We start from the raw sequence: 14,872 nt of genomic DNA, 5'->3' as shown, positions 1-14,872 counted from the left end.
AACGCCCGGTTACATTCCGAACCCGGTAGCTAAGCCCTCCAGCGCCGATGGTACTGCACTCGGGAGGGTGTGGGAGAGTAGGACGCCGCCGGACTCAACGTTAAGAAAGGCCCACCCCACACGGGGTGGGCCTTTCTGCATTTCGGGAGTTTTCGCTGGCGGTTCCGCACTGGCTTGCCTGCCTCGCACTGGCTTGGCGCTGCCTCGTAATGGCTTGGCCGTCCTGCACGGGAATGGCGGTCCTGCACTGGCATGGCCATCCTGTGCTGGAGTGGCGGTTCCACTGGCGTGGCGGTCCCGCATTGACTGGCACCGTGGATCGGCCGGCCCGCACTGGATCATCGACCTGCCTGTCTGCCTGTCTGCCTGTCTGCCTGTCTGCCTGTCTGCCCTGGATCTTGGGAGGTTTTGCCGTCTGGGCAACCGCATTGCCGCAAGATCGGGATTGAGGGTGTTGTGCCGATCGTGAGATCGGGGATTGAGGGTCTCGTACCGATCGCATGATCGGGATTGAGGACGTGCGGCTTGGATTGGGTCGTGGCGTGGTTTGACGTTACGTTCTCGTTATCGATGGGTCAGAACTGACGGGCCGGTGGGTGCATCGCATCTAGTGACAGGACGCGAGAGGCGCGGACTTCACTGGGAGAAGGAATGGCGGTGCGACGCACGGCTGCGGTGGCGGGTCTCGCCATCTTGATCGGGTGCAACAACGAGCCTCAACGGTTTGGCGGAGTGGCCGTGACGGCCAGGACCGTTCAAACGACCGTGCCGAGTGCCGGCAGGCCGGCTGCGGGGGCAGGCCCGGTCAGGGAGTCCGCGTCTGCTGGAGCGACTGGTATGGCCGGGAGCAGTGCCGTTGGGGCGACGGCATGGCGGGGCGCGGGTGCCGTATGAAAGGACGGCACGGCCGGGCACGGTGCCGCGAGGTCGGGTGACAGGGGCCACGACCGACTGCGAATGGCGACTGGCCACGAGCGGTGGCGAAACGGGACTGGCCACGAGCGGTGGCGAAACGCGACTGGCCACGAGCGGTGGCGAAACGCGACTGGCCACGGGCAACTACGAATGGCTTTGAGTGGCTGAGCGCTGATGCGGCCGCGGTCGGGGAGCCTGTGTCGTCACGGGGGCGATCATGGGGTTGTCCGGTAGCGGCGGCAGCCGAGTGGTGGGAATCGTGCGGTTGTGGCAGCTGTGGCCGTACCTAAGAAGAGGTATGAAGAAAGGCCGGGAACTCCGTGAGATTGCGGAGAACCCGGCCTTTCGCATTGCTGGGGTTTGGTCAGGACGGGAGTCCCAGGGAACGCCAGTCGACGAACTTGAAGTTGGTGCTCGTGCGACCGTCGTCCGGGGTGTTCTCGCCGTCGTGGAGGACCAGCAGGCCCTTCGGGTAGCCGGGGAGCGCGACCGCGGTGACGGCGGCCCCGTCGGAGTGCTGGACTCCGTCAGCGTTGCGGCCGTCGGTTACCGAGAAGATGTTGAGCGGCTTGTTGGTACGGCGGTCGTAGACGAAGAAGCGGCTGTCGCCCTGGCTGGAAACGATCAGGTAGCCGCTGCGCTTGCCGGTCGGGTAGATGGTGGCGCCCTCGACGTCGGCGGTGATGCGGCCGCCGAAGTCGTTCACGTAGTCGACGGTGCACTCCTCGGTCTCCGGGTCGTAGACGGCCGGCTGACCGAACTCGCGGACCCGCTCGACGACCCGGGGGATGCTGCTGAACGTGCCGCCGGCCAGGTTGATGCGCCAGAGGGCGACGTCCTCCTGGGCGGCGTAGAGCACGCCCGCCTCGGCGTCGACGACCATGCCCTCGACCTGCGGGTCCTCGCCGGGCTCGAGGCACGGCGTCCAGATCTCGCCGTTCGGCAGGCGGAACTCGCGGGGCAGGTCGATCGTGTCGGTGGTGCGGTAGGTGACCTTCCCGTTCCGCTCCTCGAGGCGGAAGATGCCGAGACGGGTGCTGTGCCGGCGGCTCACGACGGCGTAACGGTCGTAGACGGCGATGCCGTAGCCGGTGGCCTGCTCCTCGACCTCGGCCTCGTCCTTCGAGAAGAGCAGCGGGACGTCGGCCGCGGTGATGTCGGTCAGGCCGTTCGCCTCGATGCGGTAGATGCGAAGCCTGTCCAGGCCGCGGTCGGTGACGACGGCGACGTCGACCTTCTTCTTGCCGAACGTGAAGCCGGTCAGGATGTCGACGTTGTTGAAGCGGCCGCCCTCGGGCGTCGCGATCGACTGGACCTCGCGGCCCTTGAGGTCGTAGACACGCAGGCCGCCGTTCTTGGCGGTGCCGATGACCAGGCTGCGGCCCTTGTCGGCGGGGTTGATCCAGATCGCGGGGTCGTCGGCGTCCGCGTCACCGCCGGCCTCGTCGTCGAAGAGGCTCGGAGTCTCGACGGTGGCCCGGATCTCCCGGGTCGGGCGCTCGGCCGCGTATGCGGGGAAGCCGGCCGCGAGAGTGGTCAGGGCGACGAGCGCGGCAATGCCGGTGGTCCGTTGCATGACCGGTGACGATTCCCGATCCACCTGACCGGGGGGTGACTGGTTGTTGAACACCGAATACCCCGTTATCTATCTGCTCGCGCCTCGGACTGATCAGCATGACGACCGAAGATCACAGAGGCACTACGACTGGTGCAGGCGCAGGGTCTTGAGGACCTCGTCGGTGTGGTCCGTGCCGACCTGCTGACGGATCTGCATATAGACGCCCTCACGTCCGTTTCCGGTCAAGAGTACGTCGGTGTACGAAACGGTCGCCGTTGCACAGCGCCGGACCTGGCCGGTCATTCCGGCGGCGCGTACCTCGCGGTCCAGGCCGCGGGCGCACCCGGGATGCGACGGCCACGCCACCGGCATGCCGGGCACCAGCCAGCGGCTCCAGCCCGCGAACAGGGCCGGTCTGGTGGGGTCGCGCAGATCGGTGCCGACCTGCAGGCCGGGTTCGGTGCCGGACGGCAGGCCAAGCGAGGAGACGTTCCAGCCGGAGTCACGCAGCTGGCGGGCCCACTCGCCGGGTACCGACAGCGAGAACGTGTGGCCGGCGTCGGTCACCCGTACCCAGCCCTCCGGAGTTCCTCCCGGGACGGTGGCGCCCGCCGTTAGTGCCAGCAGCGCCAGAGCCACCAGCGTGCCTGTCACGTGCCGCAGGAATCGGACGACCCGGCGCTGGATCACCGAGGACTCGAGCGCCGAGGCGAACGCCGCGGGCGACGGCCAGCGGCGGTTCCGGTCGGCGTCGAGGGCCCGCATCACGACCCGGTCCACCTGCCGCGGGATCTCGGGGCGCAGTTTCGACGGCGCCGCGCGGTTCTGCGGCGGGGCGTGTCCGGTCAGCATCTGGTACGTCATCGCGCCGATCGCGTGCACGTCGGCGCGGACGTCCAGGCCGCCGCCGGGCAGGCTCTGCTCCGGCGCCATGTATCCGGGCGTGCCGGCGATCACGGTGAACCCCGACGCCTGCGCGATCGACTTCGCCAGGCCCAGATCGGCCACCAGAACGCGTTCCGAGCCTCGGACCGTGTCGAACAGCACATTGGACGGTTTGAGGTCACGGTGCAGGACCCCTGAGTCGTGCAGGACCGTCACGGCGTGTGCGATGTCGGAGGCGGTGCGCAGCGCGGCGCGTACCGCCATCGGGCCCTTCTCCAATCGGTCGGCCAGGGAGCCGCCGGCCGCGTATGTCATCACCTGGTAGGGGCGGCCGTCCGGGAGCTCGCCGAAATCGTGCACACGTACCAGCCGTTCCGAGTCGGCCCGCCGCAGCACCTGGGCCTCCTGCTCGAACCGGGCCCGGACATCGGGGTGATGCGACCAGTTCTCGGCGAGCACCTTGATCGCGACCTGCGATTCCAGCATGTCGTCCTCGGCCAGCCATACGGTGGCGAACGCGCCCGATCCGAGACGCCCGGTGACTCGATATCGGCCGATCTTGGAAGGTACCTGCACGTTCGTATTATCAACGTCGTTGAATCGAGAACGGGGGCGACGTGCGGGACGAAGAACAGGAAGAGCTGGCCCGGAAAGCGGCCGGCGGTGATCGTGGCGCGCTGGAGAAGCTGCTGGCCGCCATTCAGCCGAGCGTGCTGCGGCGGTGCGCGCGGTTCCTGCCGTGCTATCAGGACGCCGAGGAGGCCTGCCAGGACGTGCTGATGCAGGTGGCGCGGAACATCGGCGGCTTCGAGGGGCGGTCCAAGTTCAGCACCTGGCTGCACGTGATCATCGCCAACGGGTCGCGGCAGACGTACCGGACCCTCAAGCGGCGGGCCGCCGAGCAGGGCTACGCCGAGATGCCGATCGATGTGGCTGACGCCCGCACCACGAGCGTCATCGCCGGGTCCCGCCTCGATCTGCTCGATGCCCTGGAGAAGCTGGAGACGAGCAAGGCCGACCTGGTGGCGCCGATGGTGCTGCGCGACATCTGCCAGCTCGACTACAGGGAGATCGCGGTGCATCTGGGCATCCCGGAGGGCACCGTGAAGTCCCGGATCCACCAGGCTCGCGGGCAGGTCCGGGAGTACCTGCTGGCCGGGATGTGACGACGGGCAGCGTCGGGTCGTCTACGTAGCGACGAATCGGGACCGGTTCATCCTTTCAGCTGATCAATTCGGTCGATTTCTCGCTTAGGCTGCGACGATGCGTGTCCCACGCGTCGTACTGGCCGCTTCTGTACCTGTAGGGAGTTCCCTCGTGTCTCGTTCCACCTGGCTGGCCCGCGCCGGTTTGGCAGCGCTCGTCGTGGGCGCCGTCGGTGTGGTGGCGACACCCGCACAGGCCGCGAGCACCGGGGTCGTCTCGGTCTACGGCGGCACCAAGGTGCAGTACAAGGCCGGCAGCGGGCACCAGAACCGGGTTCTGCTGTCCCGCTCCGGTAACACGATCACGGTCGACGACCGCGTCTCGATCAAGGCTGGTACGGGCTGCAAGGCGGTCAAGGGTGACAAGACAAAGGTGCGGTGCACCCTGAAGACCGCACCCACCCGGGTGCACGTTCGCACGTACGACCGCAACGACACGATCGTCAACAGCACCGGCCTGGCCATGACGGCGGTCGGCGGTACCGGCAGCGACAAGATCACCGGCGGTACGCGCGGCGACATCCTCTACGGCGACCTCGGCGGGGACCAGATCTGGGGCCTCGGCGGCAACGACCGGATCTACGGTTCGCCGCAGAACGACAAGCTGTACGGCGGTGACGGCGCCGACTGGATCGAGGACGGGCACGGCCGCGACCTGGTCCGCAGCGGCAACGGGGACGACCAGATCTTCGGCGGTGGCGGCAAGGACGTGTACTACGGGGATGCCGGCGCCGACCGGATCTCGATGAACCAGTACCCGGCGAGTGTGGCCGACGCCGACCGGATCCTCGGCGGGGCCGGTTCCGACACCGTGCACTACAGCTACGACTCGGCGGTCAGCATGGACGCCGACGGGGTCGCGGACGACGGACGCAAGGGTGAGGGCGACAACCTCGCCACCGACGTCGAGAACCTGGTCGGCGGCTTCGGCAACGACCGGATCGTCGGCAGCGCGGGCCCGAACATGCTCGAGGGCGTGGGCGGCAACGACACCATCTACGGTCTCGGCGGCAACGACGTCCTGTACGGCGGTCCCGGCACCGACAAGATGTACGGCGGAGCCGGCGACGACTGGCTGACCGGGGAGGACTGGGACGCCAACCGCACGTCCGACCTGCTCGACGGCGGTGCCAACGGCACCGACGGCGACTCCTGCCTGCGGTGGACCAACGACCAGACCGTGGGCTGCGAATACGTGACCGCCGGTAGCTGACGGACCTACCGGGCCGGACAACCCGGCCGGATTGCGGGCCGAACCTTTCCGGTCGCCACGGCAGTAGTCGCTTGACAATGCCTGCGGGCTTGCGATCATATGTGGGGTGGGTCCGCGGAGACTTGGTCGTCTTCGGCGGGTAACCTGTCACCTTGCGGGCTGCTAGCTCAATGGCAGAGCTGAGGACTTTTAATCCTTAGGTTCAGGGTTCGAGTCCCTGGCGGCCCACCATGATTGAGCTGGTAAAACTTCAGATCACGAATTAACTTCTGGCCCCAGGGCCGCTCCGTTGAATCAGTAGCCGGAGCAGCCTTGGGGCTTCAGTTTGCCCGGGATTCGGCCTTCCGCTTGGGATGGGCGTCGGGGCCGGTCCGCTGGTGGCCGATGCCTTCGAAAAGGCGCGACTCGCGGGGCGCATCCGTTCTGAAACCGATCTATCTCAGGAGCCGTCGGTACGGTATCGTCCCGTCGAGCAATCCGGATGTCGGAGGAAACAGCGTGCCTCGTAAAGCCTGGTCGGTAGTCGCCGGCATCACCCTTTCCGCTGTCGCCGGGGCAGGGGCGATCGCTTCTCCCGCCCAGGCAGCGAGCTCCGGCATCGCATCGGTCACTTCCAGCACGAAGGTTCAGTACAAGGCGGCGAGCGGCAAGCAGAACCGGGTGGTGATCACCCGGTCCGGCAGGACGATCACCATCGACGACAGGGTGCCGGTCAGCGCCGGCAAGGGCTGCAAGAAGGTCAAGGGTGACAAGACCAGGGTCACCTGTACGACGAAGAAAGCCCCCAGCCGGGTCACCATCTACACCTACGACCGCAATGACGTCATCGTCAACAACACGGACGTACGCATGAGCGCCTTCAGCGGGAGCGGCAGCGACACCGTGACCGGCGGCTCGCGGGGCGACGCCATCCAGGCCGGAAGCGGCAACGACAAGGCCGACGGCCGAGGCGGCATGGACACCCTGTGGGGCATGACCGGCAACGACACGCTGCGCGGCGGCACCGGCGACGACCAGCTGTGGGCCCTTGAGGGCAACGACCGGCTCCACGGCGACGCGGGCAACGACGACCTCAACGGCGGACAGGGCCGCGACCACCTCGACGGCGGCGACGGCATCGACTGGCTCTACGGTGACAGCCCGCACGAGGGAACGCCGGCGGCGGACGTCATGCTCGGCGGATCCGGCTCCGACTTCGTCCACTACGCCGGGTACACCAAGGCTCTCGTCATCGACGCCGACGGCGCCAGGGGCGATGACGGCCAGGCCGGCGAGCACGACACCATCGGCGCCGACGTGGAATCCCTCCTCGGTGGTTCGGGCAACGACCGGATCACCGGAAACGCCGGCAACGGCTCCTTCTCGGGCGGAGACGGCAACGACGTGATCCACGGCGGGGCAGGTGTCGACTCCATCGACGGCGGCGAGGGCAAGGACAAGCTCTACGGCGACGCCGACGACGACTTCCTCCACGGCGGCGACTACGACAAGCAGGTCGCCGACCTGCTCGACGGAGGCGGCAACGAGGTCACCGGCGACCATTGCGAGAAGGCAGCCAAGGACATCCTGGTCCGCTGCGAGTACTGACGGCGGCGGACTGCCCTCACGGTCTACCCATGGAAGTACGGCAAGAAGTTCACCGTACGGGTCCGCGCGTACGACCGGGCCTGGCAACGTCAGGCACAGCACCGTCCGGACGTACCGACGTTAGCCCGAAGATCTCTTGTAGGCAGTCGGGCTGGAACGGTACCGTAACGGCGCGCCGCGGTAGGCGCTTCTACGGGGAGGAACGTCATGGCTCGGTGGTCTCGGTCGAGGCTGCGCTCATTCGGCATCGGCGCATCGGTGTTCCTGGGCGGCTCACTACTCGTCGCCCCGTTGGATTCCCCTGTGGTCGCCGCGCCACCGACGGTTCCCTCCGGCCTCCTCCCGGTCGTTGCGGAGGGCGGCGACCGCTCGGCGTTCCGTTACACCGACGTCTCGGGTGGCACGGACAAGCCGATCGGTTTCGTCTCCACCGGTGGGACGGTGCGGGCACAGCCGTTCGGTGAGAACGCCAAGTCCGCCCTCAAGGCGAAGACCGGCGCACCGGTCGCCGCCGGCAAGACGGCCACCACGGCGGCAGCCACCTACCGGACCACGATCCAGATCGACTCGCCGAACTGGACCGCCTGGAACAAGACGATCCACCTGTGGAACCGGGACACCTGGGCCTACATCACCGTCGACAACCCGGGCAGCTCGCTCACCGCCACGGCCGACCTGCCGCCGGGAAACTACTTCGTCGGTGCGATGTACGGCATCTACAACGTTGACAGCTACCTGCTGACCAAGGCGTTCACCGTGACGGGCAAGGCGCAGACGGTCGTCCTGGCGCAGTCGTCGGCCAAGGAGGTCGCGCTCAAGGTCGACGACGCCACCGCCCGGATCGACGCGAGCGCTGTCTGGCTGTCGCTGCCCAACGGGGACCTGATCGGCTTCGCCGGGGGCTACAACGACACGCGGACGTACGTGACGACCGCCTCCACCGCCGGCACCACCCTGCGTACCCACCAGATCCTGACGAAGAAGGGCGCGACAGCGCTCCAGCCCAGCCCGTATCGGTACGACCTCGCCCAGAGCTGGGCCCACCCGTTCCCGTCCTCGCTGATCAGCACGTCGAAGACGGCGGCGCTGGCGAAGACCACCACGACCGTCCGGGCGCAGGGCATCAACACCCCCGGCTCATACCAGTCGGTCACCATGTTCGGCGAATGGACCGGTGTCTACCTGCCGACCCAGATGCGCCTGCCGGCGACCTTCGTCGAATACGTGACTCCCGGCGTGACGTTCTCGCGATTCGTCCAGTACGGCTCGTCCCAGCACCTCGACCTCGGCGACCGGAACCTCCCGGCCGGACCGTCCACGTCCACGACAGCCGGCGCCGGTCCCCTGAGGCCGAGTCGTCGCACGTGGAACGACGACTCCGAGCGGCGCGGGAACCAGCTGCGAATCCTGGAGAACATGCCGTACGGCGACAGTGCCGGCAACCGCGGCTACGACTACGACGCCAAGGTCGCCGTCGAACTCAGCGCCGACGGCCGGGCGCTGGGAACGTCCAGCAACGGCGGCCTGATGGTGGACGTACCGGCCGGGGAACAGACGTACCGGCTCAAGCAGCGCCATGACCGGATCGTCGCAGGTTCCCAGCTCGCCACGAAGGTCGAGAGCGACTGGACCTTCGTCTCCGGCGGTTCCATGCAGGGCACGCTCGACCTGATGGACCTCGCGGTCTCCTCCACCGGCCTGGACCAGCGCAACCGGGCGGGACTCGCCCCGGTGAGCCTGACCGTCGTCCCGTCCTCCCGGCGCACCGCCGGGGCCGCCGGCACGGTCCGGACGATCGAATGGTCCACCGACGACGGCGCCACCTGGACCAACCTGCCGCTCACCGCCTCGGGCGCGGGCGTCACCACGTCGCTCACGGTGCCGGCCGCGGCGGCGTTCGTCTCGCTGCGGATCACCGCCGACAACGACCGCGGTGGAAAGCTGACCCGGACCGTCCAGCGCGCGTTCGCCGGCCCGGCCACCGGCGCCGACGAGCAGACCGGCGGCGTGACCGTTTCCAACGTGACGTTCCAGAGCGGCAGCGTGCTGAACGTGGGCACCTCCGGCACGACCAGTGTCACGGCGACGTTCACCGCCTCCGCGCCCTCCGGGATCGCCGACGGGGGCCTGTTCCTCTGGCACGGCGCCTACGACACCCCGGACGGGGTTCAACTCGCCGGCACGAGCTGCACGCCGGTGAACGCCACCACCGCGAACTGCTCGGCCACCCTGTACTTCTGGGACGTGCGCCACCTGTTCTCCAGCAACGCGCTGGCCGGCATGTGGCGGGCCTCGGCCTGGGCGACGGCGAAGGACGGCGCCGGCCACGCCCACCGGCACAGCGCGGGCACCCTGCTGATCAAGCGGGCCGTCGGGCTGGCCACCGCCGACGCCACTCCGGAGCCGGTCAAAAAGGGCAATACGATCACCATTTCCGGTACGCTCACGCGCGCCGACTGGGCGACCGGCGCTTACGCCCCCTACGCCGGCACGGTCACGCTGCAGTGGCTCAAGCCCGGCACGAAGACCTGGACCAGGGTGAAGTCGGTGAGGTCGGACGCCAACGGCCGGATCAAGACCACGGTCACGGCCACCGCGGACGGTTACTACCGCTTCGTCTACACCGGTGACGTGGTCTCGTCGGGAGCCGTCGGAGGCTGGGACTACATCGACGTGCGCTGACCTGCCGTCCCCTGTGGAAATTCCCGCTCTCCGTCAAGGTCGTCGATGTTAGGCTCCGTCGCCCCCGAAGAAGTCCATCGGACTCCGAGGATCGGGGGCACGGGGAGAAATCATGCATCGCACTGTCCGGGCGTTGCTGTCCGCGGCCGCTGCCGCGGTGAGCGCCACCACCTTCCTCGTCGCAGTCGCGCCCGCGCCCGCGCAGGCCCAGACCTACGGCGACGTTCCACTGACCTCCTGGACCTACACCGACAAGGCGCAGCCGGCCACGCCGAACCCGAACCCGGCCGGTGACTTCCTCATCGGCAGTCGCGAGGGCTCGACCGGCCGCGCCTACTTCACCTTCGACCTGACCCCGCTCAAGGGGCAGGTCCTGCACCGGGTGACCTTCTTCAGCACCGAATCGGCCGTCACCGACTGCTCGAAGGTCGCCACCGTGCAGGTGTGGCGCACCAAGCCCGTCGCATCGACTACGACCTGGCAGAACGCACCGAAGGAGCTGGAGCTCCTCGCCGAGCGGACCCGCGGCCCCGGCACCTTCTGCCCGCAGTCCTACCTGGGGATCGACATGATCCCCGCGATCCAGGCGGCGTTCGCCCGGGGCGAGAAGAAGATCTCCATCGGGGTACGCGTCAGCGCCGCCGGTGAGGATGACGCGTCGCTCGGCCGGACCATGCGTCAGGCGCGGATGAGCTACGCCGCCAACCACGCGCCCAAAGTCAGCGGGCTGAAGCTGAGGTACCCGGACGCGGGCTGCGGAACGCTCGACAAGCACCCGCCGGCCGGCCGGTCGGTCCAGGTGCAGGCCACCGTCACGGACGCCGACCCCGGTGACAACCCGCAGATCACCTACGCGTACTGGCCGGTCGACCGCCCCGCCGAGCGCAAGGAGACCGGGTCGCCGACTCTCGACATCAGCGGACTCACCGACGGTACGGTCGTCGCCTGGACCGCGCAGGGCTGGGACTACGACGACGCCGGCCCGTGGGGTAAGACCTGCTACTTCACGGTCGACACGGTCGCGCCGGCGACGACCCCGGTGGTGTCCTCGAAGCAGTACCCGACCGCCGAGTACCCGGGCGGCGGTGGTCCAGGCGTGCCGGGCACCTTCGTGTTCGACGCGGCCGGCGACGTCGAGACCGTGGGCTTCGACTGGAGCCCGCTCGACGGCAGCACCGTCCAGAGCGTCAAAGCGAACCGTCCCGGTGGCCGTGCCAAGGTCACCATCACTCCGCGTACCCGAGGCGCCGCGCGGCTCGAGGTTGCCGCACGCGACGCGGCCGGAAACCGCGGTCCGTGGGTCGAGTTCCGGTACGAGGTCCGCGACAGCGCCCCGCTCGCCTCGGTCGAGGTGAACGGTGTGGGTCTGACCAGCCACATCACGCTGTCGTCGAAGTGGCCCGAGGTCACCTCGTTCGGGTACACGGTGGACGGTGGCCCGGAGACCCAGGTGCCCGCGGTCGACGGCAAGGGCGCGGCCGACCTGGTGTTCGACAGCCCTGGCAACAAGACCATGGTGCTGCGTGCCTACGCGGGCAACCGGATGCTCGGCTCGGACACCATCCAGGTGCAGGTCACCGACGCGCCTCGGGTCACGTCCGTCGAGTTCGACACCACGAGCATGCCGATCGAGGGCCGGCCCGGCTCGTTCACCTTCGCCCCGCGCCGGGCGGGTGTCGTGTCGTACCTGTACGACTTCGGTGACGGTGCGCAGCGGAGTATCGACGCGGGCGCCGATGGCACGGCGGTGCTGAACTGGACGCCGGAGCGCGCCGGATCCTTCGACCTCACCGTGTATTCGGTCGATGCCTCGGGGAACCGGTCGCTGGCTGCGGAGAAGTCGTTCTACGTCCGCAGTCTGCGGCCCGAGGTCGTCGTGCGTACTTTCGACGCCCACGTCGGTGAGCCGGTCAGCGTGCTCGCCATGTCCGATCTGTCGACCACGGTGGCGATCGTCCACAGCTTCGACGGTGGCCCGCAGCAGACGATCGACGGCTCGATCGTGAACTTCTCGGTGGTGCCGACCCGCGCCGGGGACAGCCTGCTCAAGGTATGGGCGAAGCAGGCCGACGGCACCCTGTCGCCGCCGACCGAGAAGGTCATCCATGTCGACTCGGCGCCCGGCGTCGTGTCGAAGGGGCCATTCGACGAGCACGCCGTCATGGGATCGCCGGTGTCGTTCACCTTCACCGCGGTGCAGGAGGACGCCACCACGTTCCGGTACTCGGCCGGTAGCGCATACGACGGTCAGGAGCACCCGCAGCTGACCGTTCCGGTCGGACCGGACGGCACGGCGACGGTCAGCCACGACGTGCCGTTCCAGGACTGGGGTGACGTCAAGGTCGAGGTGGTCAGCGTGAGCGCCGACGGCACGGAGTCGGACGCCGGCACCCACTCGATCTATGCGCGTGATCCGCGCGTGGAGATCTTCAGCAACCCGTGGCCGGCCGACGCGCCGGAGGGTATGGGCGGGGTCGGCATTCCGGGCCAGTTCGGGTTCGGCTTCTACGACCTCGGCGAGGTGACCACGAAGTACTGGTGGCGGGTCGACGACGGTCCGGAGCAGGAGGCCGTGTTCGACCCGTGGGCGTGGGAGACGCTGGTCTCGTACACGCCCGACCGCTCGGGTGACCACGTGCTGTATGTGCAGCGCGAGTTCACCGACGGGTCGCGGTCGCCGGTGGCCACCGTCCCGTTCAAGGTCGGCAACGAGGTCGCGCGCAGTTGATCGCCGATGATGCGGCCCGGTCCGGTGACCGGGCCGCACCATCGCTTCTGCTTTCGAGAATTCGATATGGACGATGGGGTACGGGCCATCACCGGTGACGATGGGGTATGACGCCTGACGGGAAGCAGCCGGAATCGATGCGGACGATCACCCTGACGACCGCCGCGGCGACGCTCGTCAGGTCTCTCGTCGCGCTGACCTCCGGGGATCCCGGTCAGGTGGCCGAGTCGCTGCAGGCGTTGACCACGCTGGCGAAGGACGCGCCGGGCCTGCCCATGCGCGGTGAATGGCCGTGGTGAAAAGCGCACACCGCGCCGTGGTGAAAAGCGCACACCGCGCCGTGGTGACGGGCGCGCGCCCCGCGCCGTGGTGACGGGTTACTCGGCGGCCTCGCGCCAGATCTCGGCGGCCCGGCGGTAGGCGGCGGCGTCCTCGGCCAGCTGGGCGGCGCGGCGCAACGTCGCCGTGGCCTCCTCGATCCGGCCGCAGCGGCGCTGGGCACGGCCGACCGCCAGGACGAAGCGAACCCGCTCGATGCCGGACAGCTCACCGTCGTTCAGAGTGGCGGCGATCTCCAGGGCCCGTTCCGGTTCGCCGCAGGCCAGGGCGTACCGCACCTCGAGGCTGACCGACGCCGACGGGTCGGCCAGGGCCTCGGTGGCGGCGGTCGCGGCACGGGCGGCCTGCATGTGGGTGGTGATCTCGGGCAGATCAGCACCGGCGTCGAGCAGCGCGGAGGCGGCCGCCCGGGAGAAACGGGCCCAGTCACGCAGCGACGTCCCTGGGTGGGCCAGCATCTCGCGGGCCGCACGGAGGTGACCGAGCGACCGGTCCACCGCGCCGAGCCGGGCCAGCGTGATGCTCGCGACCCAGTGTGCGCGGCCGGAGATCGGCGGACTGCCGAGCTGGGCGGCTATCTCGAGCATCCGGTCCAGGATGCGTTCCACCTCGATGCCGCCGCCGGCGTCGCTGAGCACCGACGCGTGGACGGCGAGCAGCCTGACGTGTTCCGCGCCGCGGACGAACGCGGTGTCCCGGATCTCCTGTTCCGCGGCCTCGACCGAGGTCAGCGCCTCGCCGAGTTTGCCCACGTCACGGGCCGCGCCGGCGAGGGCGATCCGGGTGCGTACGACGGCCTCCGGCACCCCTGACTGCTCGGCAGCCGTCATCAGTTCGGCGAGCAGCTCGTATCGCGGCTCGTGGAGGTTGCGCAGGTCGAGGACCCGTTCCAGGGCGAGACCGTGGTGCAGTACCGCGTTCGCCGGGCCGGTGCCGCGGGCCGCCCGGTAGGCCGCGGTGAGCCGGACCTGCGCCTGGCCCAGGTCGCCGTGTTCGATCGCGCTGGAGGTGAGCAGGTCCTGGACGAGTTGCCCGCCGTTCCGGTCGTCACCGGTGGCCGGCAGGTCGACGTCGCCGACGAGTGCACGCACCGGGACGTCGAGGGCTTTGGCGAGCTGCATCACCACCTCGAGGGTGGGCACCCGTGCGCCCTTCTCGAGCAGCGAGATGTACGACTGGTTGACGGAACCGGTGGCCAGGTCGCGCTGGGAGAGCCCGCGCTCGGTGCGCAGACGACGCAGCCGCTTACCCAGTTCGGGCTGCGTGATCTGCCGGGACATGGGCTGCCTCTCGCCTCGACGTTCAGGAACTGCACAGTAACTTTACCCTAGTCATCGCGGCGATAACAGCGTCCGAATATCAAGTCTTGAAATCAGGCGTCTCCTGTCATGGGCGGACCGAGCTGGAGACGGTGTGCTTGATGCCGTTCATCAGCACCAGCACCGCTTTCACGGATGGGAGCATCAGTGCACCGGTGCGGGTGATGGTCGCGCCGGCCGAGTTGCGCTCGAACAGCCGTACGCCCAGGGCCTGTTCCAGGCATTTGATCTGATAGCTGACCGCGGGCTGCGAGTAGCCCAGGGATCGCGCCGCCAGGTCCATCCGCCCGAGTTCGGCGACTCTCACGAACGCTTCGAGCTCGCGCTGATTCATCTCTACCCCCGTGTCGACGAGCGCATCTTTACCGAAGTCATCACTTGAGTCATCAAGCTAGCGAGTGCTGGAGTCATCGTCAATCACTTTGCGATGCCATATCGAAG

The 14,872-nt window shown here is 68.5% G+C and carries 10 protein-coding genes, 1 tRNA gene and 1 rRNA gene; 8 read left to right on the top strand and 4 right to left on the bottom strand.

Annotated elements, in window-relative coordinates; all coding sequences use genetic code 11:
- Positions 1-94: ribosomal RNA gene (gene rrf / locus CLV67_RS49845) — 5S ribosomal RNA — on the top strand; the annotation flags it as partial.
- A gap of 1,185 nt (positions 95-1,279) precedes the next feature.
- Here the strand turns inward: rrf and CLV67_RS49840 are convergent.
- Both CLV67_RS49840 and CLV67_RS49835 read right to left on the bottom strand, forming a co-directional pair.
- On the bottom strand, positions 1,280-2,491 hold the full coding sequence (locus CLV67_RS49840) for a phytase (protein ID WP_106331033.1): 1,212 nt from the start codon (positions 2,489-2,491) through the stop codon (positions 1,280-1,282).
- A 123-nt stretch (positions 2,492-2,614) separates the two neighbouring features.
- Positions 2,615-3,934 carry a serine/threonine-protein kinase gene (locus CLV67_RS49835; protein ID WP_106331032.1) on the bottom strand — a complete coding sequence of 440 codons (1,320 nt, stop codon included), beginning with the start codon at positions 3,932-3,934 and terminating at the stop codon, positions 2,615-2,617.
- A gap of 41 nt (positions 3,935-3,975) precedes the next feature.
- Here CLV67_RS49835 and CLV67_RS49830 point away from each other — a divergent pair, with 41 nt between their 5' ends.
- The 7 genes from CLV67_RS49830 (at position 3,976) to CLV67_RS52555 (ending at position 13,072) form a co-directional block, all read left to right on the top strand.
- On the top strand, positions 3,976-4,524 hold the full coding sequence (locus CLV67_RS49830) for an RNA polymerase sigma factor (RefSeq protein ID WP_106331031.1): 549 nt from the start codon (positions 3,976-3,978) through the stop codon (positions 4,522-4,524).
- A gap of 151 nt (positions 4,525-4,675) precedes the next feature.
- Positions 4,676-5,776, top strand: a complete 1,101-nt coding sequence (locus CLV67_RS49825; protein WP_170154319.1) for a calcium-binding protein — start codon at positions 4,676-4,678, stop codon at positions 5,774-5,776.
- A gap of 156 nt (positions 5,777-5,932) precedes the next feature.
- Positions 5,933-6,007, top strand: a tRNA-Lys gene (locus tag CLV67_RS49820).
- Positions 6,008-6,274: 267 nt separating this feature from the next.
- Positions 6,275-7,363, top strand: coding sequence for a calcium-binding protein (locus CLV67_RS49815; protein WP_170154318.1), 1,089 nt, complete (start codon positions 6,275-6,277; stop codon positions 7,361-7,363).
- 207 nt (positions 7,364-7,570) lie between these two features.
- A complete protein-coding gene (locus tag CLV67_RS49810) occupies positions 7,571-10,045 on the top strand; it encodes a hypothetical protein (protein ID WP_146169645.1) in 2,475 nt (824 codons plus the stop codon).
- A 112-nt stretch (positions 10,046-10,157) separates the two neighbouring features.
- On the top strand, positions 10,158-12,773 hold the full coding sequence (locus tag CLV67_RS49805; protein ID WP_106331027.1) for a hypothetical protein: 2,616 nt from the start codon (positions 10,158-10,160) through the stop codon (positions 12,771-12,773).
- A gap of 137 nt (positions 12,774-12,910) precedes the next feature.
- The gene (locus tag CLV67_RS52555; protein WP_170154317.1) at positions 12,911-13,072 is read left to right on the top strand and encodes a hypothetical protein; all 162 of its coding nucleotides are present in this window, start codon (positions 12,911-12,913) and stop codon (positions 13,070-13,072) included.
- A 78-nt stretch (positions 13,073-13,150) separates the two neighbouring features.
- Here CLV67_RS52555 and CLV67_RS49795 read toward each other — a convergent pair whose 3' ends face one another.
- Positions 13,151-14,392, bottom strand: a complete 1,242-nt coding sequence (locus CLV67_RS49795) for a helix-turn-helix domain-containing protein (protein WP_106331025.1) — start codon at positions 14,390-14,392, stop codon at positions 13,151-13,153.
- 106 nt (positions 14,393-14,498) lie between these two features.
- Positions 14,499-14,765, bottom strand: a complete 267-nt coding sequence (locus tag CLV67_RS49790; RefSeq protein WP_106331024.1) for a helix-turn-helix domain-containing protein — start codon at positions 14,763-14,765, stop codon at positions 14,499-14,501.
- Between the last annotated feature and the right edge of the window lie 107 nt (positions 14,766-14,872).

The organism is Actinoplanes italicus (genome assembly GCF_003001815.1).
Taxonomy (GTDB): domain Bacteria; phylum Actinomycetota; class Actinomycetes; order Mycobacteriales; family Micromonosporaceae; genus Actinoplanes; species Actinoplanes italicus.
This window is presented reverse-complemented; position numbering and strand designations above follow the sequence as displayed.